At 63.3% G+C, this 22,609-nt stretch carries 23 protein-coding genes; 10 read left to right on the top strand and 13 right to left on the bottom strand.

What is annotated here, in order from left to right; all coding sequences use genetic code 11:
- Positions 1-208: 208 nt before the first annotated feature.
- The 3 genes from V3H56_RS18640 to V3H56_RS18630 are packed head-to-tail and all read right to left on the bottom strand — an operon-like array spanning position 209 to position 3,269.
- On the bottom strand, positions 209-1,195 hold the full coding sequence (locus tag V3H56_RS18640; RefSeq protein ID WP_338473738.1) for an alpha-L-glutamate ligase-like protein: 987 nt from the start codon (positions 1,193-1,195) through the stop codon (positions 209-211).
- Positions 1,195-2,727 (bottom strand): inactive transglutaminase family protein, encoded by a 1,533-nt coding sequence (locus V3H56_RS18635; RefSeq protein ID WP_042729216.1) that lies wholly within the window; start codon positions 2,725-2,727, stop codon positions 1,195-1,197. Before V3H56_RS18635 ends, V3H56_RS18640 begins: the two co-directional genes overlap by 1 nt.
- Before the next feature lie 5 nt (positions 2,728-2,732).
- On the bottom strand, positions 2,733-3,269 hold the full coding sequence (locus V3H56_RS18630; RefSeq protein WP_042729217.1) for an ATP-dependent zinc protease: 537 nt from the start codon (positions 3,267-3,269) through the stop codon (positions 2,733-2,735).
- A gap of 282 nt (positions 3,270-3,551) precedes the next feature.
- Between V3H56_RS18630 and V3H56_RS18625 the strand changes: the two genes are divergently transcribed.
- The 5 genes from V3H56_RS18625 (at position 3,552) to prpF (ending at position 10,347) form a co-directional block, all read left to right on the top strand.
- Entirely contained in the window at positions 3,552-4,265 is a 714-nt protein-coding gene (locus tag V3H56_RS18625) for a GntR family transcriptional regulator (protein ID WP_042729218.1), read from the top strand.
- On the top strand, positions 4,262-5,152 hold the full coding sequence (gene prpB / locus V3H56_RS18620) for a methylisocitrate lyase (RefSeq protein ID WP_042729219.1): 891 nt from the start codon (positions 4,262-4,264) through the stop codon (positions 5,150-5,152). The genes V3H56_RS18625 and prpB overlap by 4 nt, the downstream gene beginning before the upstream one ends.
- 55 nt (positions 5,153-5,207) lie before the next feature.
- A complete protein-coding gene (gene prpC / locus V3H56_RS18615; RefSeq protein WP_047736384.1) occupies positions 5,208-6,335 on the top strand; it encodes a 2-methylcitrate synthase in 1,128 nt (375 codons plus the stop codon).
- A gap of 199 nt (positions 6,336-6,534) precedes the next feature.
- Entirely contained in the window at positions 6,535-9,126 is a 2,592-nt protein-coding gene (gene acnD, locus V3H56_RS18610) for a Fe/S-dependent 2-methylisocitrate dehydratase AcnD (protein ID WP_047736383.1), read from the top strand.
- A 27-nt stretch (positions 9,127-9,153) separates the two neighbouring features.
- Positions 9,154-10,347: a 2-methylaconitate cis-trans isomerase PrpF gene (gene prpF, locus V3H56_RS18605; RefSeq protein ID WP_042729222.1), complete on the top strand. Its 1,194-nt coding sequence runs from the start codon at positions 9,154-9,156 to the stop codon at positions 10,345-10,347.
- 108 nt (positions 10,348-10,455) lie between these two features.
- On the opposite strand, the gene V3H56_RS18600 is transcribed toward prpF, so the two are convergent.
- From V3H56_RS18600 to soxR, 10 genes are all read right to left on the bottom strand, one after another.
- Entirely contained in the window at positions 10,456-11,355 is a 900-nt protein-coding gene (locus V3H56_RS18600) for a zinc ABC transporter substrate-binding protein (RefSeq protein WP_042729223.1), read from the bottom strand.
- Complete coding sequence (locus V3H56_RS18595) at positions 11,356-12,255, bottom strand: metal ABC transporter permease (protein ID WP_047736382.1); 900 nt, start codon at positions 12,253-12,255, stop codon at positions 11,356-11,358.
- Positions 12,255-13,007, bottom strand: a complete 753-nt coding sequence (locus V3H56_RS18590) for a metal ABC transporter ATP-binding protein (protein WP_042729225.1) — start codon at positions 13,005-13,007, stop codon at positions 12,255-12,257. The genes V3H56_RS18595 and V3H56_RS18590 overlap by 1 nt, the downstream gene beginning before the upstream one ends.
- The gene (locus tag V3H56_RS18585) at positions 13,004-13,933 is read right to left on the bottom strand and encodes a zinc ABC transporter substrate-binding protein (RefSeq protein ID WP_042729226.1); all 930 of its coding nucleotides are present in this window, start codon (positions 13,931-13,933) and stop codon (positions 13,004-13,006) included. The genes V3H56_RS18590 and V3H56_RS18585 overlap by 4 nt, the downstream gene beginning before the upstream one ends.
- A gap of 35 nt (positions 13,934-13,968) precedes the next feature.
- Positions 13,969-14,544 (bottom strand): DUF6162 family protein, encoded by a 576-nt coding sequence (locus tag V3H56_RS18580; protein WP_042729227.1) that lies wholly within the window; start codon positions 14,542-14,544, stop codon positions 13,969-13,971.
- The gene (locus tag V3H56_RS18575; RefSeq protein ID WP_042729228.1) at positions 14,541-14,867 is read right to left on the bottom strand and encodes a hypothetical protein; all 327 of its coding nucleotides are present in this window, start codon (positions 14,865-14,867) and stop codon (positions 14,541-14,543) included. Before V3H56_RS18575 ends, V3H56_RS18580 begins: the two co-directional genes overlap by 4 nt.
- Entirely contained in the window at positions 14,864-15,409 is a 546-nt protein-coding gene (locus V3H56_RS18570) for a hypothetical protein (protein ID WP_042729229.1), read from the bottom strand. The genes V3H56_RS18575 and V3H56_RS18570 overlap by 4 nt, the downstream gene beginning before the upstream one ends.
- Positions 15,406-16,620, bottom strand: a complete 1,215-nt coding sequence (locus V3H56_RS18565) for a PepSY domain-containing protein (protein WP_042729230.1) — start codon at positions 16,618-16,620, stop codon at positions 15,406-15,408. The genes V3H56_RS18570 and V3H56_RS18565 overlap by 4 nt, the downstream gene beginning before the upstream one ends.
- A 230-nt stretch (positions 16,621-16,850) precedes the next feature.
- Positions 16,851-17,309 carry a VOC family protein gene (locus V3H56_RS18560; protein WP_338473737.1) on the bottom strand — a complete coding sequence of 153 codons (459 nt, stop codon included), beginning with the start codon at positions 17,307-17,309 and terminating at the stop codon, positions 16,851-16,853.
- 102 nt (positions 17,310-17,411) lie between these two features.
- Positions 17,412-17,864, bottom strand: a complete 453-nt coding sequence (gene soxR / locus V3H56_RS18555) for a redox-sensitive transcriptional activator SoxR (protein WP_053146290.1) — start codon at positions 17,862-17,864, stop codon at positions 17,412-17,414.
- Between the two features lie 97 nt (positions 17,865-17,961).
- Here soxR and V3H56_RS18550 point away from each other — a divergent pair, with 97 nt between their 5' ends.
- The 5 genes from V3H56_RS18550 (at position 17,962) to V3H56_RS18530 (ending at position 22,606) form a co-directional block, all read left to right on the top strand.
- Positions 17,962-18,321 carry an antibiotic biosynthesis monooxygenase gene (locus tag V3H56_RS18550; RefSeq protein ID WP_042729233.1) on the top strand — a complete coding sequence of 120 codons (360 nt, stop codon included), beginning with the start codon at positions 17,962-17,964 and terminating at the stop codon, positions 18,319-18,321.
- Between the two features lie 116 nt (positions 18,322-18,437).
- Positions 18,438-18,704, top strand: coding sequence for a hypothetical protein (locus tag V3H56_RS18545; protein ID WP_042729234.1), 267 nt, complete (start codon positions 18,438-18,440; stop codon positions 18,702-18,704).
- A 102-nt stretch (positions 18,705-18,806) separates the two neighbouring features.
- On the top strand, positions 18,807-19,421 hold the full coding sequence (locus V3H56_RS18540) for a LysE family translocator (RefSeq protein ID WP_042729235.1): 615 nt from the start codon (positions 18,807-18,809) through the stop codon (positions 19,419-19,421).
- 160 nt (positions 19,422-19,581) lie between these two features.
- Positions 19,582-20,748: an aminotransferase class V-fold PLP-dependent enzyme gene (locus tag V3H56_RS18535; protein WP_042729236.1), complete on the top strand. Its 1,167-nt coding sequence runs from the start codon at positions 19,582-19,584 to the stop codon at positions 20,746-20,748.
- A gap of 49 nt (positions 20,749-20,797) precedes the next feature.
- Positions 20,798-22,606, top strand: coding sequence for an aminopeptidase P family protein (locus V3H56_RS18530; protein WP_042729237.1), 1,809 nt, complete (start codon positions 20,798-20,800; stop codon positions 22,604-22,606).
- The last annotated feature ends 3 nt before the right edge of the window (positions 22,607-22,609 follow it).

Here is a 22,609-nt window from a genome sequence, read left to right as displayed (position 1 = left end):
AGATGGGTAAGTTTGGCGACCGAAATAGCAAGGTTGTGGACAAATGTTGTGGCGAGGGGATTTATCCCCGTTGGGTCGCGAAGCGGCCCCATAGCGGCTGAACGTGATCAAGCGGATGTACAGAAATGGTAGGTTTTGGGGCTGCTCCGCACCCCAGCGGGGATAAATCCCCTCGCCACAGATCTTGCATAGAGCATTCTAAAAAGGATCAACCTTCAACCGGCGGAATATGCCCAAACAACTCTTGGGCAAAGGCCACCCGTTCTTCCACGGTCTCAACCACGCCACGGGCCTTGAGTTCTTCCAGGTGCGCTTCCACGGCGTGGGTGCGCAGGGTCAGGCCGCAGTCGTTGGCGATCTGGATGTTCAGCCCCGGCCGGGCATTGAGTTCCAGAATCAGCGGGCCTTTTTCCTGGTCCAGCACCATGTCCACGCCGATGTAGCCCAGCCCGCACAGTTCGTGACAACCGGCGGCCAGCTTCATGAAACCGTCCCAGTAGGGCAGTTGCACGCCGTCCACCGCGTTGGTGGTGTCGGGGTGCTTGGTGATGATGTTGTTCAGCCAGGTGCCGCGCAGGGTCAAGCCCGTGGCGAGGTCGACGCCCACGCCGATGGCGCCCTGGTGCAGGTTGGCCTTGCCGCCGGACTGGCGGGTCGGCAGACGCAGCATGGCCATTACCGGATAACCCATCAACACAATGATGCGGATGTCCGGCACGCCTTCGTAGCTGATGCTCTTGAAGATCTGGTCCGGCACCACCCGGTATTCGATCAGCGCCCGGTCCCGGTGCCCGCCCAGGGAATACAGGCCGGTGAGAATGCTGGAGATGTGGTGCTCGATTTCCTCATGGCTGACGATCTTGCCAGAGACCGTGCGATAGCGGCCCTCGAAGCGGTCGGCGATGACGATGATGCCGTCGCCGCCAGCGCCCTGGGCCGGCTTGATCACGAAGTCGGTGCGCCCGCCGATGATCCCGTCGAGCTTGTCGATTTCCTTCTCGGTGGAAATGATCCCGTACAACTCCGGCACATGGATGCCGGCCTCGATCGCCCGTTCCTTGGTGATGATCTTGTCATCGACGATGGGGTACAGGCTGCGCTTGTTGTACTTGAGCACGTAGTCGGCGTTACGCCGGTTGATGCCCATGATGCCCCGCGCTTCCAAGGCCTTCCAGGTCTTCCAGAAACCGAACATTACGAGTCAGCCTTGAGGAAGGCCTTGAACCGTACCAGCTCGGTCAGGCGGTAGCCGCGATAGCGCCCCATGGCCAGCATGAAGCCCACCAGGATCAGCAGGATCGCCGGGAACGTGAACACGAAATACACCAGCTCCGGCACGCTCATGATCAGGTGCGCCAGGGAGGCGGCGAACAGGGTGCCGATGGCGACCTTCATCGCATGGCCGGCGCCGCGTTCTTCCCAGGTAATGGACAGGCGTTCGATGGTCATGGTCAGGATCACCATCGGGAACAGCGCCACCGACAAGCCGCGCTCCAGGCCCAGCTTATGGCTGAACAGGCTGATGGCGGCGATCAGCACCACCACGAAGGTCAACACCACCGAGAGCCTGGGCAGCATCTGCAACTTGAGGTGTTCCAGGTACGAGCGCAGCGACAGCCCCAGCGCCGTGATCACCGTGAACAGGATGATCCCGAAGCCCAGTTGGGTTTCCCGGAAGGCCAGGGCAATCAGCACCGGGGTGAACGTTCCCAGGGTCTGCAGGCCGATCAGGTTGCGCAGCACCAGGATCACCAGCACGCCGATCGGGATCATCACCATGATCATGAACGTCTGCTGGGTCTGCAGGGGCAGGCCGTAGAGCGAGTATTCGAGGAAGTTGGCGTCGGTGTTCTCGTCCGTCAGCTTGGCCAGGCGGATTGCGTTCATCTCGCTGTTGTTCATGCTGAAGGTCACGGTGGCTTTCTTGCCGCCATCGACGGTGATCAGGTTTTCATCGCCGGTCCACCACAACAGCCGGTCGGTGGGCAGGCCCTGCTCGCCGGTGTCAGGGCTGAAATACAGCCAATCGGTGCCGTTGAAGCTGCGCAGCCACAGTTCCGGCGTCTGCGGCTGGTCGGCCACCAGGCGGATGGTGTGGACTTTTTCCACCGGGACGTGGGCAATCGACAGCACCAGTTCGACGATGCGCGCTTTGTTGCTCGACGACGGATCGCCGGCCAGCAGCAGCTTGACGTTGTCGTCGTTGAGGTTGTTGACCCGCTTGATGGCCTCGCTGATGAAGGTCTCGACGTCGGCCGAATGCTGGCGGATTGGGGCGAGCAGGGCTTCGGCGGCGAGTTTTTCCGGGCCCTCGACGGCGATGCTGTCACGGAAGGTCGGGCCCTTGACCTTGGTTTTTTCGGCGCTGTAACGCTTGGTCAGCACCAGGCGGTAGTAGAGCGTCTGGTTACCCTTGGCACGACGGGCCGACCACGTCACCTTGCGGTTACCGTCGACCCGGTTCACCGCCACACCGTAATTGTTGGAAATGAAGCTCTCGTTGAGGCTCACGTAGTCGCGGCTCAGGGGCGGCACGAACATCTGGACCTTGACCGGATCCTTGGCGTTGGGCACGAACTCGACCTTGGCGTCGATGTTCCACAAGTCGTCGGTGGCGTCTTCGGTCACCGGGATGCCGAGCACGAAAATCTGATAGGCCGTCACCGACAGGCCCAGCACCACCAGGATGGCGATCAGCATTTTCAAATGGAGGGTCAGGGAGCGCATTGGAATTACTCTGCGGTTTGAGCGGCATTGGCGCAGGCGGGTTTGCCGGCAGCGTATTTGAGACTGGGGTCGACCAGCGCGTCGAAGCGCTTGAGCGCTTCGGAGCCAATCAGCAACGGGTATTGGAAAGCGCTGCGGTCGGTCAGGTTCACTTCAATACTGCGCAGGGCCGAACCCATGCAGATGTCCAGTTCGATGACCGGCCGAGCCGTGTACTTCTTACCTTCTTCCGGGTCGTAGTCACCGGCGCGGCGCTTGATCTTGCTGACCCTGGCCAGCGGACGTTCGATGGGGTGCGAGTGGGCCGCGTCGATGGCCAGGTAGAAACGCACCCAGGATTCGCCGTTGCGCTTGAAGCGCTTGATGTCGCGGGCACTGAGGGACGCTGTCTTGGCCCCGGTGTCGAGCTTGGCGGCCACTTCCAGGTCGATGCCCTGCAAGGCCGCGTATTCGTTGAGGCCGTACACGGTTTTTTCGCCCGCCGCGGCAAGCCCCGGCAGGCACATGAGATAGAGAGCAGCAGATAAGGGCTTGAGTGTCATAGATCCTGGTGCGCAGCATTCCGTTCATCGGTTCAGGCCCTGGCATTACTGCGCAAGCTCCTTCAGGCGCTTTCCCTATATAGAGGAGAGCGGCAAACAGCGGCGGCATTCTAGCACGGTGGTTTTCTGACGCCACCGCTGGCCGGAGGCTACGATTGAACCATGCGAGCGGTTATGGAGAAGGTCGTTATTAGACGATTGTCGACAATATGGATTTTTACTTTGACGAATAGTTCTTTATTGGTTAGTTTTTGGCACATTGCTTTTAAAGGTGTCGACAATATGCTCGGTCAGCTCGAAACCCCGGTGATGGCCCAGGACGACTCGGAAACCCTCTCCGAGAACGTGTTCCGGCGTATCCAGGCGGCCATTGTCCAGGGCGACATCGCCCCCGGCAGCAAGATCTCCGAGCCGGAGCTGGCCCGCACCTACGGCATCAGCCGCGGGCCGTTGCGCGAGGCCATCCATCGCCTGGAGGGCCAGCGCCTGCTGGTGCGAGTGCCCCATGTCGGCGCGCGGGTGGTGTCCCTGAGCCATGCCGAGCTGTTGGAGCTCTATGAAATCCGCGAATCCCTCGAAGGCATGGCCTGCCGCTTGGCAGCCGAGCGCATGACCCTGGAAGAAATCGACGAACTGCGCCGGGTCCTGGAAACCCACGAGCGCGATGCGGCGTTCCAGGCCGGTGTCGGCTACTACCAGCAGGAAGGCGATTTCGACTTCCACTACCGGATTATCCAGGGCAGCGGCAACCGCACCCTGACGCAAATGCTCTGCGGCGAGTTGTATCAACTGGTGCGCATGTACCGCATCCAGTTCTCCACCACGCCCAACCGTCCGCGCCAGGCCTTTGCCGAGCACCACCGGATTCTCGATGCCATCGCCGACCGTGACGGCGAATTGGCTGAATTACTGATGCGCCGGCACATCGGCGCCTCCAAACGCAACATCGCGCGTCATTTCCAGGACAGCGCCGCCACTGAACGAGGTGAGTCATGAGTTCCAGCAAGAGCACGCCAGGCCAGCGATTCCGCGACGCGGTCGCCCAGGAGCATCCGCTGCAGGTGGTGGGCACGATCAACGCCAACCACGCGTTGTTGGCCAAGCGCGCCGGCTTCAAGGCGATCTATCTCTCGGGCGGCGGCGTGGCGGCCGGCTCCCTCGGTGTGCCGGACCTGGGCATTACCGGCCTGGACGACGTGCTGACGGATGTGCGTCGCATCACCGACGTGTGCGACTTGCCGCTGCTGGTGGACGTGGACACCGGTTTTGGTTCCTCGGCGTTCAACGTGGCGCGCACGGTCAAGTCGATGATCAAGTTCGGCGCGGCGGCGGTGCATATCGAGGACCAGGTCGGCGCCAAGCGCTGCGGTCATCGGCCGAACAAGGAAATCGTCTCGCAGCAGGAAATGGTCGACCGCATCAAGGCGGCGGTGGACGCTCGCACCGACGACAGTTTCGTGATCATGGCCCGTACCGATGCCCTGGCCGTGGAAGGGCTGGAGTCGGCCCTCGACCGTGCCGCCGCGTGCATCGAGGCCGGTGCCGACATGATTTTCCCCGAAGCGATCACCGAGCTTGAGATGTACAAGCTGTTCGCCAGCCGGGTGAAGGCGCCGATCCTGGCCAACATCACCGAGTTCGGCGCGACCCCGCTGTACACCACCGAGCAGTTGGCCGGTGCCGACGTGTCCCTGGTGCTGTACCCGCTGTCGGCCTTCCGTGCCATGAACAAGGCGGCCGAGAACGTCTACATCGCGATTCGTCGCGACGGCACGCAGCAGAATGTCATCGACACCATGCAGACCCGCATGGAGCTTTACGATCGTATCGACTACCACACCTTCGAGCAGAAGCTCGATGCGTTGTTCGCGGCGAAGAAATAAGGCCCGCTCCCGAAACTTGCCGATTCCCTACAAATTCAACAATTGGAGACAGCAAATGGCCGAAGCAAAAGTACTCAGTGGCGCCGGGCTCCGTGGCCAGGTGGCCGGGCAAACCGCTTTGTCCACCGTGGGCCAGTCCGGTGCCGGCCTGACCTACCGTGGCTACGATGTTCGCGACCTGGCGGCAGAGGCGCAATTTGAAGAAGTGGCGTACCTGCTGCTGTACGGCGAGCTGCCGACCCAGGCGCAACTGGACGCCTACACCCGCAAGCTGCGTCAGCTGCGGGACCTGCCCCAGGCCCTGAAGGAAGTGCTCGAGCGCATCCCCGCCGACGCCCATCCAATGGACGTGATGCGCACCGGCTGCTCGTTCCTGGGCAACCTGGAACCCGAGCGCGATTTCACCGAGCAGCAGGACAAGACCGACCGCCTGTTGGGCGCATTCCCCGCGATCATGTGCTACTGGTATCGCTTCAGCCACCAGGGCCAGCGCATTGAGTGCGTCACCGACGAAGCCTCCATCGGTGGCCACTTCCTGCACTTGTTGCACGGCAAGAAGCCGAGCGAGCTGCACGTCAAGGTGATGAACGTGTCGCTGATCCTCTACGCCGAGCATGAGTTCAACGCCTCGACCTTCACCGCCCGGGTCTGCGCCTCGACCCTTTCGGACCTGTTCTCCTGCATCACCGCGGCCATCGGCTCGCTGCGCGGCCCGCTGCATGGCGGGGCCAACGAGGCGGCGATGGAAATGATCGAGCGCTTCGACTCGCCGGAAGCGGCGATCAAGGGCACGCTGGCGATGCTTGAGCGCAAGGACAAGATCATGGGCTTCGGCCACGCGATCTATAAGGACAACGACCCGCGTAACGAGGTGATCAAGGGCTGGTCGAAAAAGCTTGCCGACGAAGTGGGCGATACGGTGCTGTTCCCGGTCTCCGAAGCCATCGACAAGACCATGTGGGAGCAGAAGAAACTGTTCCCCAACGCCGATTTCTACCACGCCTCGGCTTACCACTTCATGGGCATCCCGACCAAGCTGTTCACACCGATCTTCGTGTGCTCGCGTTTGACCGGCTGGGCCGCCCACGTGTTCGAACAACGCGCCAACAACCGCATCATCCGCCCGAGCGCCGAATACACCGGCGTCGAACAGCGCAAGTTCGTGCCAATCGAACAACGCTGAGCTGGAGGGCGCTGGCGCTGTAACTGAAGGAACCGCCTTCTCTTGTGGGAGCGGGCTTGCTCGCGAAGACGGACTGACATTCAAGATTGATGTCGACTGACACACCGCATTCGCGAGCAAGCCCGCTCCCACAGTTGACCGGGTTCACTTCAATAGCTGCGCCGGCCCCTCTGAAACCACCGTGACCCGAGTCCTGACGATGAACACAGAATTTCGCAAACCGCTGCCCGGCACTTCGCTGGATTATTTCGACGTTCGTGGGGCCGTCGAGGCCATCCGTCCCGGCGCCTATGACGGCCTGCCGTACACCTCCCGCGTGCTGGCCGAGAACCTCGTGCGCCGCTGCGACCCGGCGACGCTGGGCGAATCGCTGCTGCAACTGATCGAGCGCAAGCGTGACCTGGACTTCCCCTGGTTCCCGGCCCGCGTGGTGTGCCATGACATCCTCGGCCAGACCGCCCTGGTGGACCTGGCCGGCCTGCGTGATGCCATCGCCCAGCAGGGCGGGGACCCGGCGCAGGTCAATCCGGTGGTGCCGACGCAACTGATCGTCGACCATTCCCTGGCCGTGGAAAGCGGCGGCTATGATCCCCAGGCGTTCGCCAAGAACCGCGCCATCGAAGACCGGCGCAACGAGGACCGGTTCCACTTCATCAACTGGACCAAAAAGGCCTTCAAGAACGTCGACGTGATCCCGCCCGGCAACGGGATCATGCACCAGATCAACCTGGAGAAAATGTCCCCGGTGATCCAGCAGCGTGACGGCGTGGCATTCCCCGACACCTGCGTGGGCACCGACAGCCACACGCCTCACGTCGATGCCCTGGGGGTGATCGCCATCGGTGTTGGCGGCCTGGAAGCGGAAAGCGTCATGCTCGGCCGTGCCTCGTGGATGCGCCTGCCGGAAATCATCGGCGTCGAACTGACCGGCAAGTTGCAACCGGGCATCACCGCCACCGACATGGTGCTGGCACTGACCGAGTTCCTGCGCAAGCAAAAGGTCGTCGGCGCCTGGCTGGAGTTTTTCGGTGAAGGTGCCCAGGCCCTGACCCTGGGCGACCGCGCGACCATCTCCAACATGGCCCCGGAATACGGCGCCACGGCGGCGATGTTCTACATCGACCAGCAGACCATCGATTACCTGAAGCTCACCGGTCGTGAAGACCAGCAGGTGCAACTGGTCGAGACATACGCCAGACAAGTTGGCTTGTGGGCCGATCACCTCAAGGGTGCGCAGTACGAGCGCGGCCTGAGTTTCGACCTGTCGTCGGTGGTGCGCAACATGGCAGGGCCGAGCAACCCCCACGCCCGCGTGGCCACCACGGACCTGGCGGCCAATGGCATTGCCGGGCAATGGACCGAAGTGCCGGGGCAGATGCCCGACGGCGCGGTGATCATCGCCGCCATCACCAGTTGCACCAACACCAGCAACCCGCGCAACGTGATCGCCGCCGGCCTCTTGGCGCGCAACGCCAACCGCCTGGGCCTGGTGCGCAAGCCGTGGGTCAAGTCCTCCCTGGCGCCCGGTTCGAAAACCGTGGCGTTGTACCTGGATGAGGCAGGCCTGACCAAAGAACTGGAGCAACTGGGCTTTGGTGTCGTGGCCTTTGCCTGCACCACCTGCAACGGCATGTCGGGTGCATTGGACCCGGTGATCCAGCAGGAAATCATCGACCGCGACCTGTACGCCACCGCCGTGTTGTCGGGCAACCGCAACTTCGACGGCCGCATTCATCCGTACGCCAAGCAGGCGTTCCTCGCGTCGCCGCCGCTGGTGGTGGCCTATGCCATCGCCGGGACCATCCGTTTCGACATCGAGAAGGACGTGCTGGGCGTGGTGGACGGTCGGGAAATCCGCCTCAAGGACATCTGGCCGAGCGACGAAGAAATCGAAGCGGTGGTCAAGGCCTCGGTCAAGCCGGAACAGTTTCGCCAGGTCTACATCCCGATGTTCGCTATCCAGGAAGACACCGGGCCGAAAGTCACGCCGCTGTACGACTGGCGTCCGCAAAGCACCTACATTCGTCGTCCACCTTATTGGGAAGGCGCGCTGGCCGGTGCGCGGCCGCTCAAGGGCATGCGCCCGCTGGCGGTGCTGCCGGACAACATCACCACCGATCACCTGTCGCCGTCCAACGCGATCATGCTCGACAGCGCCGCCGGTGAATACCTGGCCAAAATGGGCCTGCCGGAAGAGGACTTCAACTCCTACGCGACCCACCGGGGCGACCACCTGACCGCGCAGCGCGCCACCTTCGCCAACCCGAAACTGTTCAACGAAATGGTCCAGGAAAACGGCAAGGTCAAGCAGGGCTCCCTGGCCCGGGTCGAGCCGGAAGGCCAGGTCATGCGCATGTGGGAAGCCATCGAAACCTACATGCAGCGCAAGCAGCCGCTGATCATCGTCGCCGGTGCCGACTACGGCCAGGGTTCCTCCCGGGATTGGGCGGCCAAGGGCGTGCGCCTGGCCGGTGTCGAGGCGATTGTGGCCGAGGGCTTCGAGCGCATCCATCGCACCAACCTGGTGGGCATGGGCGTGTTGCCATTGGAATTCAAGCCCGGCACCGACCGCAAGACCCTGGGTATCGACGGCAGCGAGGTCTATGACGTGATCGGCGAGCGTACGCCGCGGGCGACGCTGACGCTGGTGATCACGCGCAAGAACGGCGAGCGCGTCGAGGTGCCGGTGACCTGCCGTCTCGACACCGCCGAAGAGGTGTCGATTTATGAAGCCGGGGGCGTGTTGCAACGCTTCGCCCAGGACTTTCTTGAATCGGCGGTCGCCGTTTAAATCTCACGATAGGGAGTAGGAGCGTCCATGGCTCACGCACCACAAGTCAGAATCCCCGCCACCTACATGCGTGGCGGCACCAGCAAAGGCGTGTTCTTCAGCCTGCAAGACCTGCCCGAGGCCGCCCGCGTCCCGGGGCCGGCGCGCGATGCCCTGTTGTTGCGAGTCATCGGCAGCCCCGACCCGTACGAGAAACAGATCGATGGCATGGGCGGTGCGACGTCCAGCACCAGCAAGACGGTGATCCTGTCCAAGAGCTCACGCGCCGATCACGATGTCGATTACCTGTTCGGCCAGGTCTCCATCGACAAGCCATTCGTGGATTGGAGCGGCAACTGCGGCAATCTGTCGGCGGCGGTGGGCTCGTTCGCCATCAGCAGCGGCCTGGTGGAGGCAGCGCGCATTCCGCACAACGGCGTGGCCGTGGTGCGGATCTGGCAGGCCAATATCGGCAAGACCATCATCGCCCATGTGCCGATCACCGACGGCGCGGTGCAGGAAACCGGCGACTTCGAACTCGATGGCGTGACCTTTCCGGCGGCTGAAGTGCAGTTGGAGTTCCTGGACCCGGCGGCTGACGAGGAGGGCGGTGGCGGTTCGATGTTCCCCACCGGCAACCTGGTGGACGACCTTGAGGTGCCGGGTGTCGGTACGTTCAAGGCGACCTTGATCAACGCCGGGATCCCGACGATTTTCATCAATGCCCGAGACGTCGGTTATACCGGCACGGAATTGCAAGGCGCGATCAATGGCGACGCCAAGGCACTGGCGATGTTCGAAACCATTCGGGCCCACGGCGCCTTGCGCATGGGTTTGATCAAGCACCTGGACGAAGCTGCCCAGCGCCAGCACACGCCGAAGGTGGCGTTCGTCGCACCGCCGGCGGACTACGTCTCGTCGAGTGGCAAGACGGTGGCTGCCGGCGACGTTGATTTGCTGGTCCGGGCGTTGTCCATGGGCAAGCTGCACCATGCCATGATGGGCACCGCGGCCGTGGCCATCGGCACCGCGGCCGCCATTTCCGGCACCCTGGTCAACCTCGCCGCCGGCGGCACCGAACGCAGCGCCGTACGTTTCGGCCACCCCTCCGGCACCTTACGCGTCGGCGCCGAAGCCAGCCAGGTCAACGGCGAATGGACCGTGACCAAGGCCATCATGAGCCGCAGCGCGCGGGTATTGATGGAAGGGTTCGTGCGTGTGCCGGGGGATGCCCTGAACTAAGTTGAAAGCCTGTGGGAGCGGGCGTGCCCGCGAAGCGGTGTATCAGCCAGCACAAAGGTTGGAGGCGCTGGTTTTTTCGCGAGCAAGCCCGCTCCCACAGGGGCGCTGTCAGTCTCCTGCCAGTGCCGCGATGACTTGTCCAATATTGCCCTCCAGCTCCGCCACCGGGTCGGCGGCGTCGGTGCTCAGCACCAGCAATTGGCTACCGCCTTCGCGGATGGCCGCTTTCACGGCCTCCGACGGTTGGCGATGGTGCAGCACCAGCGCCACTTCGTTGTCTTTCAATTGGGCGGTCAGTTGGGCGAGGGCCTCGGGTGTCCATTCGGCGTCGGGGCGGGCGTCGGTGTCGATTGTGTCCAGGTTCAGCCCACTGATCAGGTAGCCGAAGTGTTCGCTCAGGCTGACCACGCTCAGGTTGTCGGCACTGGCGAGGCGTTTTTCGCTGTCGGCGCTGAGCTTGAGCAGGCGTTGCTTGAGGGTCGCCAGGTTGCTGTCGATGCTGGGCTTGGCCGAGGGCGCCAGGCGTACCAGGTCGGCGGCGATCACATCGGCCATCCGCCCGAGGTTATGACTGGCCATCCACGGCTGGCTCGCCAGGCCATCGGCCGTGCCCGGTTGCACGGCGATCCCTGGCAAGGCACCGTCCACCGGGCGGGCGGCATCGACTTCGACAATGCGGATGTTGCTGCGCCGGGCCATGGGGTACAGCGGATCGTCTGGCCACAGTGAGCGCAGGCCGATCACCGCGTCGGCGTCACGGGCCAGTGTGTTCAGTGCTGGAGCGCCCCGGCCACTGAAATAGGCGCTCTGCCGGGTGCCGGGCAAGTTGGCCGGGGCCGCTCGGTCCAGCTTGACGTCAGTGCCCTTGAGCAAGGTCTCGCTCAACCCGTAGGTGACAGGCAGCGAGGCCAGCAGGTGCACGGGCCGGCTGCTTTCGGCGGCGAATGCGGGGAGGGTGATCAGGCCGCCTAGCGCCACGGCTAGGCTCAAGCGTCGAAGCATCATCATTTATCCAAGGTTCCCTTTGAGGCTGGGGACGACACCGCGGGCGATGGCGCTCAAGGCGAAGGCGATGCCGGCCACCAGGATGATCGCGGCACCGGAGGGGATCGGCAGGTCGAAAACGATCGGTGCGAGGATTCCGCACAAGGTACTGACGGTGGCGATCAGCACCGAGCAGCCGAAAAAGCCTTTCAATGACTGGCTGAGCAAGCGCGCCGCCGCGGCCGGGATCACCAGTAAGGCGCCGACCAGGATCGCGCCGATGACTTTCACCGCCGCCACCGTGATCAACGTCACCAGGACCACGAACAGATAATCCAGGGTCTTGACCGCCACGCCTCGCACCGCCGCCAGTTGCGGGTTGAAACTGGCCAGCATGATGCGGTTGTACAGTGGCAACGCCAGGGCCATCACCAGCGAGCCGACCACCGCCAGCACCAGCAGGTCGTTGCCGTTGACCGTCAGTACCGAGCCAAACAGCACGTTTTCGAGGATGTGCACGTTGATCTTGCCCGCCAGGATCAGCAGCAGGCTGGCGCCCAGGGCCAGGGACACGGAAAGGAAGACGCCGATCAAGGTGTCCGGTGCCAGGCCGGTACGGTTGCGCAGGTAGTTGAGCAGGATGCCGAACAACAGGCAGTAACCGAACAGGCTGCCATACGGCCCGGTGTAGGGCTCGCCCAACAGGATGCCGATGGCGACGCCGGTCAGCGCCGCGTGGCCCACCGCCTCGGAGAAAAACGCGAAGCGCTTGACCACCACCAGTGTGCCCAGGCCGCCCAGCACCGGTCCGATCAACAGCCCGGCCAGCAGCGCATTGACCACGAACCCGTAGGCCAGCGCCTCGGGCAGGTAGCCGGACGAGGCCCAGCCCTGGACCATCAAGCGAAAGGCTTCATAGCTCATCAGGCGGCGCTCCCGTTCGTCCGTGGATGGGTGGAAAACAGCGACAGCAAGCGTTCGGGGGTGAGGGTCTGGTGCGGTGGACCGTCGAACAGCACCCGGCGGTTCAGGCCGGTGACCCGGTCGGCCAGGCGCGCGACGGCTTCCAGGTCATGCTCGATCCAGAGCACGGTGATCCCGGCTTCGCGCCAGTCCCGCAGCAACCGTTCGAAGACCTGGATCCCGGCCTCGTCCAGCGCCGACATCGGTTCATCCAGCACCAGCAATTGCGGCGGTGGGATCAAACCCTGGGCGAGCAGTACTCGCTGGCGTTCGCCGCCAGACAGCGCGCCCATGCGTCGCTTGCGTTTGTCCTGCATGCCGACCCGTTCCAGGGCCGCGCCGATGGCACCGGCGTAATGCCGGCTCAGGCCGAGAAAGGCGGGCCGTCGCTGACACATCGCCGCCATGAAATCATCCACGGTCATGGGCAGGCCCCGGTCGAACTCCAGCGCCTGGGGCACGTAGCCAATCACGCCGGGTTCGCCCGGCCATTGCAGGCTCAAGCGGCCCTGGTGTGGCATCTGCCCGAGCAATGTCTTGATCAGTGAGCTCTTGCCGCCACCGTTGGGCCCCACCAGGGCGTGGATGCTGCCGGGCGCCACCTGGAACGCCACCTCATCGAGGATGGTGGTGCGACCGAGGTCCAGGCGGATGCCGGCGAATTCAATCAACGGCCCGGTGTGAGGCCGGGTGAGGGTTTGCTGGGCGGTCATGCGCCGGACTCCTGGATGGCCCGGACCACCGTGTCGAGGTTGCCGGTCATTTCCTTCTCGTACTTCTCGGCGCTGTAGTCGCCGTAGGAAATGTGCGAGAGCGGGTACAGCTTCACGCCGGACTCACGTTGGATGGTGTCGACGTAGGTGGACGGAAAATCCATCTCGGAGAAGATCACCTTCACGTCCAGCTCGCGCAGTTGATCGATGGTCTTCTTCAGTTGGCTGGGGCTCGGCTCGATGCCATGGGCGGGCTCGACCACCGCGGTCACTTCCAGGCCGAATTCACGCAGCAGGTAGTCGTAGGCGGCATGCACCGTGGCCACCCGCAGCTCGGCGTTGGGCGCCTGGGTCAGTTTCGCCAGGGCGGCGGCGCGCATCTGGCGCAGGCGCTTGCCGTAGGCACGGGCGTTCTGGGTGTAGGTCTTGGCGTTGTCCGGGTCGAGCTTGCCCAGTTCCCGGGCGATGTTGTTGACCTGGGCAATGGAGGCGCTGATGGACAGGAACGTGTGCGGGTTCACCACTTTGCCCGCGCCGCGGGCCGCGGTACCGGTGGCCGCCAGTAGCGGCACGTTCTCGTTGGCTTCGATCACCTTCACGTCCGGGGTTTCGCTGGCGGCGATCATGCGGTCGGCGAAATCGTCATGGCCCACGCCGTTGAGCACGATCACGTCGAGGCCGCCGATGCGTTTGATGTCTTCGGAGCGAGGCTCGTAGGCGTGGGGGTTGAAACCGGCCGGGATCAGCGGGACGACCTCGGCCTTGTCGCCGACGATGTTCGCCACGTAGCTGTAATAAGGGTGCAGGGTAATGCCGATGCGCAGGCGCTTGGCTGTTTCGGCGCTGGCCGGCGCGGTGAACAGGCAGGCCAGCAGGCTGATTAGCAGCAGGCGCAGCAAGGAGCGGCGTTGAGGGGCGATAGGCATGGGCGAAGGGTCTTCTCTCGAATCAGGGGCGTGGGTCAGTGCCGATGCTGGCGGGTCACGCCGGCGTCGAATTGCGCGACGATCTGCTGCCAGCCGGCGGCGGACAGCGCGGCATCGTCCAGTGCAGTAGGCGCCGTGGGGCGATTGCCACGGTTGAGCCAGATGTCCGGTGCAGCGTCGGAAGCTTCGCCGATGCGCATCAGAAACGAACCGGCGACGGCGGGATTGCCGCTCGTACCGAAGTAGGCCCGATCCCCCAGCGACTGCCAGGCGTGGCCGCCGCGGCTGACGGAACTGGCGTCCTGGGCGAACGGGGCAAAGCCTTCATCCGCCAATGCCTGCGGGGTGGGCAGCGAGGGGTGTTCTTCGCGCAACAGGCGAATTTCATCCAGGGTCACTCGCAGGTCCGCATAGAGGCCTTGTTCCGCGGCGCTGAGGTCGCGGCGGGCGTCGAGCTGGTTCGAGGCCAGGACGTGCGTGTCTTCGGCCTTGCGGTGCCATGTCACGACCGACCCGGCCACCAGCACGATGACCAGGCACAACAGCGCGACGTAGAGGGTTTCATGGCCCGCGCCGGCAGGCCGGACGACTTGAGTCGTGGACGGGTTCATGGGGCCTCGATGTCCGCTTGGTCGATTTCCACCACGTGGCCGGGGCCGGCGTCGAAGAGCACATAGAATTCAGCGTTCGGTTTCTTGAAGGTCAGCGTTGAATCCGCCCCCAGCTTGCCCGGAACCAGGATGGTTTCGTCGTAGCCAATGACGTCCAGGGTCACCCCAGGCGCGCCGCTGCCGTCGGAAAAGCCACCGGTGCACTGGATCTGCTCGGCGTCGATGGCCTTGCATTCGCACATCGGGTTGTGGGCCAGGACACTGGAGCTGAAGCCAGCGCAGAACAGCAGCGCCAGGCGCTTGAAACAGGCGCGGGAAGTCATCGTTGGGTTCCTTGGGTGTTCAGCCAGGCGACGGTGGCCGGTGACGCCTGGCTCAGGGGAATGGAAGCCTGGTGCATCGAGCCGTCCCAACCTTCGAGGGTTATCCACAGCTCGGCGTCCGGCTGAGTCTTGGATGGCACCGGCAGCAAGGCGCCCATGCGATAGGGCGAGCCGAAGAAAATCACCCCGGCGGCCCGCAGGCTGCGAGGCTTGCCGATGCGCAGGTAGGTGGCCTTGACCTGGCCGATGCAACGTTGGCACAGGGCCGCGTTGAAATGCTTCATGGGCCCGGCTGGGCCCTCCTGGCGTGGCGCTTCATTGCGAAACTCGGCCAGGCGCAGGCTCCAGGGCCCGACCTGGATTTCACCGACGTCCCGTTGACCCAGCCCCTCGTCGCCACGGAACAACGCCGCTTCGGAGAAATACTTGGGCATGAATCCCAGGGGAATCAGCAACAGCAGTACGTTGAGGTGAAAGCGCCATTTACGCCAGATCAGGTTCAGGCGTGACGGTGTCGATGGGTGGGTAGTGGACTGGCTCACAGGCTGCCCTCCGATGATTCACTGCCCATGGACGGCTGCAGTGACCGTGCAGCCCGTGCTCCTCGGCTGGGCTTCTGGCTGCGCTTGAAGGCGTTGGCGGTGGCGAGGGCCGTGCGCTTGGTCCAGATCAGCAACCCACTGAGCACCATCATGCTCAGGATCAGGCCGAAGAAGAACCAGATCAGCTTGATCCACAGCCCGCCGAAATCCCCTGTATGCAACGGCCGCATGGATTCGGTGACGAACTCCAGGGTGGTGCGGTCCGACAGCAGCCGCAAGGCCGCCACGTCACCGTCGTAGGGGTTGAGCGTGGCGGTCTGGAACATCAGCGGGTACCAGCCGCGTCCACTGATTTCCAGATGGCTGTAGGCATTGCCGGGCAGGTTGATGAAGCTCGCTTCCAAGCCGGGGATTCGCTGCTGGGCAATTTCAAGGGCCCGGTCCAGGTTCAACAGGGGCGGTGCCGTGCCGTCGGCCGACAGAGGCACGCTTTCCCGGGCGACCACCGGCAGCACGGGCTCGCTGGAAATGGAAATCTGGTTGTCGAACAGCAAGGCCTGGATCAGGAACCAGGTACCGGTGATGGAAATGACCGCGATGAACCAGATCGACCAGATGCCACTGAGGCGGTGGAAGTCGCCCCAGAAAATCCGCGCGCCGTGGCGAATGCGCAGGGTTGGACGAAAAAAGCCTTTCCAGAAGCGCTTGTAGACCACCAGCCCGGTGACCAGGGACGCCAGCAGCGGCAGGCCGAGGAACGACACCAGGTACCAGCCCCAGCTGAAACCGTTGGTGAACGGGACCAGCCACCAGCCGTGCAGGGCGCGGGTGAACGCCTGGAAGTTGAACGTCGGCGCCGAGCCCTGGATGACGCCGCTGTAGGGGTTGACGTAGACCGTGTCGGGACGGCCATCAGGGTAGGTGACCCGGACCTCCAGGGCGAAATGCGATTCATCCGGGCGGGTGATGCTCTGCACCTGGGTAAGCGGTTGGGCTTGCCTGATCGCCGCGACCACCTGCTCGTAGCCGAGCAGCGGTGCATCGTCTGTCGGCTTGCTGGCGCGCATCTCCGGGTTGGCCAGCCAGACGATCTCCTGGCTGACCACGGCAAGAGTGCCGGTGACACACACGATGAGGACGAAAAACCAGATGGGCAATGCCAGCCAGCTATGGACCAGGAACCAGAGTTTGGAGCGGGACTTCTTGGACATGATTGAACGTCTTGATTCGATGAAAGGCTCTGTATTACGGGCTTCGCAACACGGTGAACCCTGGACGGGCGGGCCGTGGCTTTTGCCGACGCGGCCCGCTGCATCTAATTAAGACGAACGAGAAACTGAAATCCCGAAGGGAAAGATGAAAGAAAATGTTTCGCAATCAGTTTTAGTCCTGTCCGTGGGGAGCGAGCAGGTTTGCTCCCACAGCGGATAAGGGCTTCAGGTCAGCCTGATTGGAACATCTCCCGGGCCCGTTGCTCGATCTGTTCCTGGGTCAGGTCCTCCTTGTGCGTTGCCAGGAACCACACATGCCCATAGGGATCCTTCAGGCTGCCGGTGCGATCCCCATAAAACTGGTCTTTCACCTCCGAGATCACCGTACCGCCCGCGTCGATGGCCTGGGCAAATGCACTGTCCACGTCCTCGACGTACAGGTGCAGGCCCACCGAGGGCGATGCGTCCGGATTGCGCAGCGGGCCTTGGTCGCAAGGCGTACCGAGCATGATCGGGAAGTCGTTGATCCGCAGTTCGGCGTGTCCGACGCTGCCATCGGGCATCGGCAGGCGCATGACCTCGGTGGCGTTGAAGGCCTTTTTATAGAACTCGATGGCTTCGGCCGCTTTTTGAATGCCCAGGTAGGGCGTGATGCAATGGAAACCTTCAGGAATGGCTTTGGCACCCATGACGTTTCTCCTTGTGGGGTAGGGCGAAGAGCACCTTCGCTGGCTGGCGCCCATCCACTATAGGACAGCGTTCTGGCACCTGGTCGCGCGCCGACGAACGTCTCACGGTGCGTCCAGCAGATGAGCGCCCGGTCCGCGCTTGCCCAGCACATCGCCCTGGTTGCGCAGGGGGCAATGCTCCATCGACAGGCAGCCGCAGCCGATGCAGCCGTTGAGCCGGTCGCGCAGTGCCACTAGCTGGTTGATGCGCTCATCCAGCGCCTGGCCCCATTGCGCCGAGAGGCGTTGCCAGTCAGTCGCCGTGGGCGCGCGGCTGTCCGGGAGGTTTTTCAAGGCCTCGCCAATTTCCGCCAAGGGAATGCCCAGGCTCTGGGCAACCTTGATCAGCGCCACGCGGCGCAACACTTCGCGCGGGTAACGCCGTTGGTTGCCCGAATTGCGCGTGCTGTTGATCAAGCCCTTGGCTTCATAGAAGTGCAGGGCGGTGACCGCCACGCCGCTGCGGGCGGCGACTTGGCCGACGGTGAGTTCCTTGTGGACATCGATCGGTTTCATTGGCCTGAATTTCTCGCTTGACCTTGACTTAACTAGAGGTTTTACCCTGCAGGCCTTCGGATCTCAAGATCCGCCTTACACAAATCGGGGACCTTTCATGCAGATGCCAAGGAACAATCGCAGTTTCACCCAGCTGATGGAGTTCAACATCGAACCTCAATGGCAGCAAGCCTTGGTCTCGGCGCTGTCGGAGCAGACCGAGCGCCTGGCCCGTGACCATCAGGGATTGCTGAGCGCCAGCATCCAGGCCAGCGAAGACGGTCGGCGAGTACTCAACTATTTGCAGTGGCAAACCCGTGAGGCGGGCGAAGCAGCGCTTCGTAGTGTCGAAGCCGGCGAGCAGGACTTCTGGCGGTTGGTGCACCGGGCCAAGGCCGTCACGTTCGGCTCATTCGAGGTGCTGTGCAACATCGAGCGCAGCCTCGATAACGCCTTGCATTGCCAGTTGGTCGATTAAGCGCAACGGTCGATTCGAGGACGCGATACCCACTATCGAGAGGGTTGATTTCTGCCCGGCAGGGCCCGCGAGTAGCCTTTGTTCATCGCCCAACTCCAGAACACCGGACACTTGCCATGAACCGTACCCTTGCCGTTTTGCTGCTGTTGACTGCCACCGTATTGAGCGGTTGCGCCACCTCGTCGCCGGAGCTGCGTCCCTACAGTGCCGATGAAACCCGCGAGCTGGCCCTTGAGGCCTTGAATCGCCGCGGCCTTTCGTTCGAGGAATACCACGCGAAGAAAACCGAGTTGCTCGGCACCGCGCAAAAGAATGTCGGCTTCGACGACCAGGGCGAGATGAGCGCCGAACTGGGTGTGCAGACACCTGGCCGCTCAAGCTGAGGGACTGTACTGCTCGAAGTTTTGCCCAACTGTCCATGGGTTTGCGCCAGGACGTGGGGTAGGGTCATGGCTTGACTGACCGCCCCGATGGACTGACTTCACATGACCCTCTCGCTCGACCTCTTGCTGGGCTTCGCCCTGTTTGCCCTGGTGACCTCGATCACGCCGGGTCCCAACAACACCATGCTGTTGGCCTCGGGTGTCAATTTCGGTTTCAACCGCACTATTCCTCACATGCTAGGCATCACCTGCGGCTTCTTTTCCCTGGTGCTGGCGGTAGGCCTAGGCCTGGGCGCGGTGTTCCAGGCATACCCGTTGCTCTATACCGCATTGCGCTACATCGGGGCGGCGTACCTGTTGTACCTGGCGTGGAAAATCGCCCACTCCGGCCCGGTATCGGACAGCCAGCCGGGAGCGCACACGCCCATCAGCTACTGGGGGGCGGCGGCCTTCCAGTGGGTCAACCCGAAGGCCTGGATCATGGCCATCGGTGCCATCAGCACGTACACCCCTTTGCAGGGCTATTTCTTCAATGTGGTGGTGATCGCCGCGGTGTTTGCCCTGATCAACCTGCCGAGCGTGAGCCTCTGGGTGGTTTGCGGCAGCCTGTTGCGCAACCTCTTGCGTGATCGTCGCTGGCTGCGCCTGTTCAACTGGGGCATGGCGCTGTTGCTGGTCGCTTCGTTGTATCCGCTGTTGCTCGAAAGCATCAGTTGAGGGCTGAGCTTCGACGCGATGCCTGCTAAGCTCGCTGTTCAGGAGCGTTCCTACGCACTTTTAAACGAAGTCCGACTTCTTTAAGGTCTTTGATCAGGTATTGCTTGTCTCGAATCCCAACGAGGGCGCCTGATCCCGGAGCAGGCTCTGCGAGTTTCCCATGAAAAAACGTCCGCTATATTTCGATTATGCCGCCACCACGCCGGTGGATGAGCGGGTCATACAGGTCATGGTCCAGTGCCTTGGCTTTGACGGCAACTTCGGCAACCCGGCTTCCAGTTCCCATGCTTTCGGCCAGGAGGCCCGTCTCTCGGTCGATCGGGCCCGCCAGCAAGTGGCGCATCTGGTGGGCGCCCAGCCCGAGCAGATCGTCTGGACTTCCGGCGCTACCGAATCCAACAACCTGGCCCTCAAGGGCGTTGCCCAGGCCCGCGCCGGGGGCGGTGGTCATGTCATCACCAGCCTGATCGAGCACAAGGCGATCCTCGACACGGCAAGACAGCTCGAGGAAAGCGGCGTCGAGGTCACATGGCTGGCGCCGGACGCCGAGGGGCTGATCAGCCCGCAGGCGGTTCGCGACGCTCTGCGTGAAGACACGTTCCTGGTGTCGCTGATGCTGGTGAACAACGAGTTGGGCACCGTCAATGATGTCGTGGCCACGGGCGAGATCTTGCGTGAGCACGGTGCGCTGTTTCATGTCGACGCCGCCCAGGGTGCCGGCAAGGTGAAGATCGACCTGGCCCGCTGGCCGGTGGACCTGATGTCGTTTTCCGCCCATAAAATCTATGGCCCCAAGGGGATCGGTGCGCTGTACGTCGGCGACCGTGCCCGGCCGCGGCTGGCGGCGCAGATTCACGGTGGCGGGCACGAGGGCGGCCTGCGTTCCGGGACCCTGGCGACCCATCAGATCGCTGCCATGGGCGCCGCGTTCGAACTGGCCGCCCAGGCGTTCGACGAAGAGCTGGCCAAGATCGCCCGGTTGCGCAATCGTTTGCTGGAGCCGCTGCTGGCCTTGCCCGGGGTTTGTATCAACGGCAGCGCCACCCGGCGAATTCCCCACACATTAAGCCTCACGTTCAATGAAGGGACGTTCGACCCAGCGACCCTGGGTGCGTCGATTGCCTTTTCCGCGACCTCGGCCTGCAACTCGGCGCATAACACGCCGTCCCACGTGCTGCTGGCCTTGGGGCATGATGCACGCGCGGCGGGACGCACCGTCCGTCTGAGCCTGGGGCGTTATACCACCGAGCAGGACATCGATGAAGCGGTACGGCTGATCAAGGCTGCATGTGCGACGGCGCCGGCGTTTTGGGCCACCACCCCATGAGCCGAGCGTCTTCGGCAGCGAACAACAACATTAATGAGCAGGAGAAACGATGAGCACCGAGCCTTTGACCCACGGACTGGTTCCCCAGCGCCTGGCCCGACTTCGCCAACGGATGAATCAGCAGGGTATCCATGCGCTGTTGGTGCCATCGGCCGACCCGCATCTGTCGGAATACCTGCCGGGTTACTGGCAGGGGCGGCAGTGGTTGTCGGGGTTCCATGGCTCGGTGGGCACGTTGATCGTGACCGCCGGTTTTGCCGGCGTCTGGGCCGACAGTCGGTACTGGGAACAGGCCACCCATGAGCTGGAAGGCAGCGGTATCGAGCTGGTCAAGCTGATCCCGGGCCAGCCCGGCCCCCTGGATTGGCTCGCCGAGCAAACGCCCAAGGGTGGGGTCGTGGCGGTGGACGGTGCGGTGATGGCCGTGGCTTCGGCCCGGACCCTGAGCGGCAAGTTGGCGGAACGAGGTGCGCGGTTGCGTACGGACATCGACCTGCTTGACGAAATCTGGACCGATCGCCCGAGCCTGCCCAATCAACCGGTCTACGCGCATTTGCCTCCCCAGGCGACGGTCAGCCGGGTCGAGAAACTCGCCAAGTTGCGCGAGGCCCTCAAGGAACGTGGGGCCGACTGGCATTTCATCGCCACGCTGGACGACATCGCCTGGCTGTTCAACCTGCGCGGCGCCGATGTGTCGTTCAACCCGGTGTTCGTCTCGTTTGCCTTGATCAATCAGCAGCAGGCCACGTTGTTCGTGGCCCTGGACAAAGTGGATGCAGCGCTGCGTGCCGTGCTTGAACAGGACGGGGTGTGCCTGCGTGACTACAACGAAGCGGCCCCTGCATTGCGTGAAGTGCCAGGCGGGGCGAGCCTGCTGGTCGATCCGGCGCGGGTCACGGTCGGGCTTTTGGATAACCTGGGCAGCGATGTAACGCTGGTCGAAGGTCTCAACCCAACGACGTTGGCCAAGTCCCGCAAGAGCCTGGCTGACGCCGAGCACATCCGCAAGACCATGGAGCAGGACGGCGCGGCGCTCTGCGAGTTCTTTGCCTGGCTGGAAACGGCGTGGGGCCGCGAGCGCATTACCGAGCTGACCATCGATGAACACCTGACTGCCGCCCGCACACGCCGGCCGGATTATGTGTCGCTGAGCTTCAATACCATCGCCGCGTTCAATGCCAACGGCGCGATGCCGCATTACCACGCCACACCAGAGGCTCATGCGGTCATCGAAGGTGATGGCCTGTTGCTGATCGACTCCGGCGGACAGTACCTCGGCGGCACCACGGATATCACGCGCATGGTGCCGGTCGGAACACCCACCGCCGAACAGAAGCGTGATTGCACGCGTGTGCTCAAGGGCGTGATCGCTTTGTCCCGGGCCAGGTTTCCGCGGGGCATCCTGTCGCCGTTGCTGGATGCCATCGCCCGCGCGCCGATCTGGGCCGAACAGGTGGATTACGGTCACGGCACCGGGCACGGGGTAGGGTACTTCCTCAACGTCCACGAAGGTCCGCAGGTGATTGCCTACCAGGCCGCGGCCACGCCGCAAACGGCGATGCAGCCGGGCATGATCACTTCCATCGAACCGGGAACCTATCGTCCCGGTCGTTGGGGCGTGCGCATCGAGAACCTGGCGTTGAACCGCGAGGCGGGCAGCAGCGAGTTCGGTGAGTTCCTCGAATTCGAAACCCTGACCCTGTGCCCGATCGACACTCGCTGCCTGGAACCATCGTTGCTGACCCAGGAAGAAAAGGACTGGTTCAACGCCTACCACGCCGAGGTTCAGCGTCGGTTGAGCCCATTGCTGGACGGGGCGGCGCTGCAATGGCTGAACGAGCGGACGGTGGCCATCTGACCG

It is taken from the genome of Pseudomonas sp. MS646 (assembly GCF_036693845.1).
GTDB classification, from domain to species: Bacteria; Pseudomonadota; Gammaproteobacteria; order Pseudomonadales; family Pseudomonadaceae; genus Aquipseudomonas; species Aquipseudomonas chlororaphis_E.
Note: the sequence above shows the minus strand (reverse complement) of the source record. Positions and strands in the feature narration are given on the sequence as shown.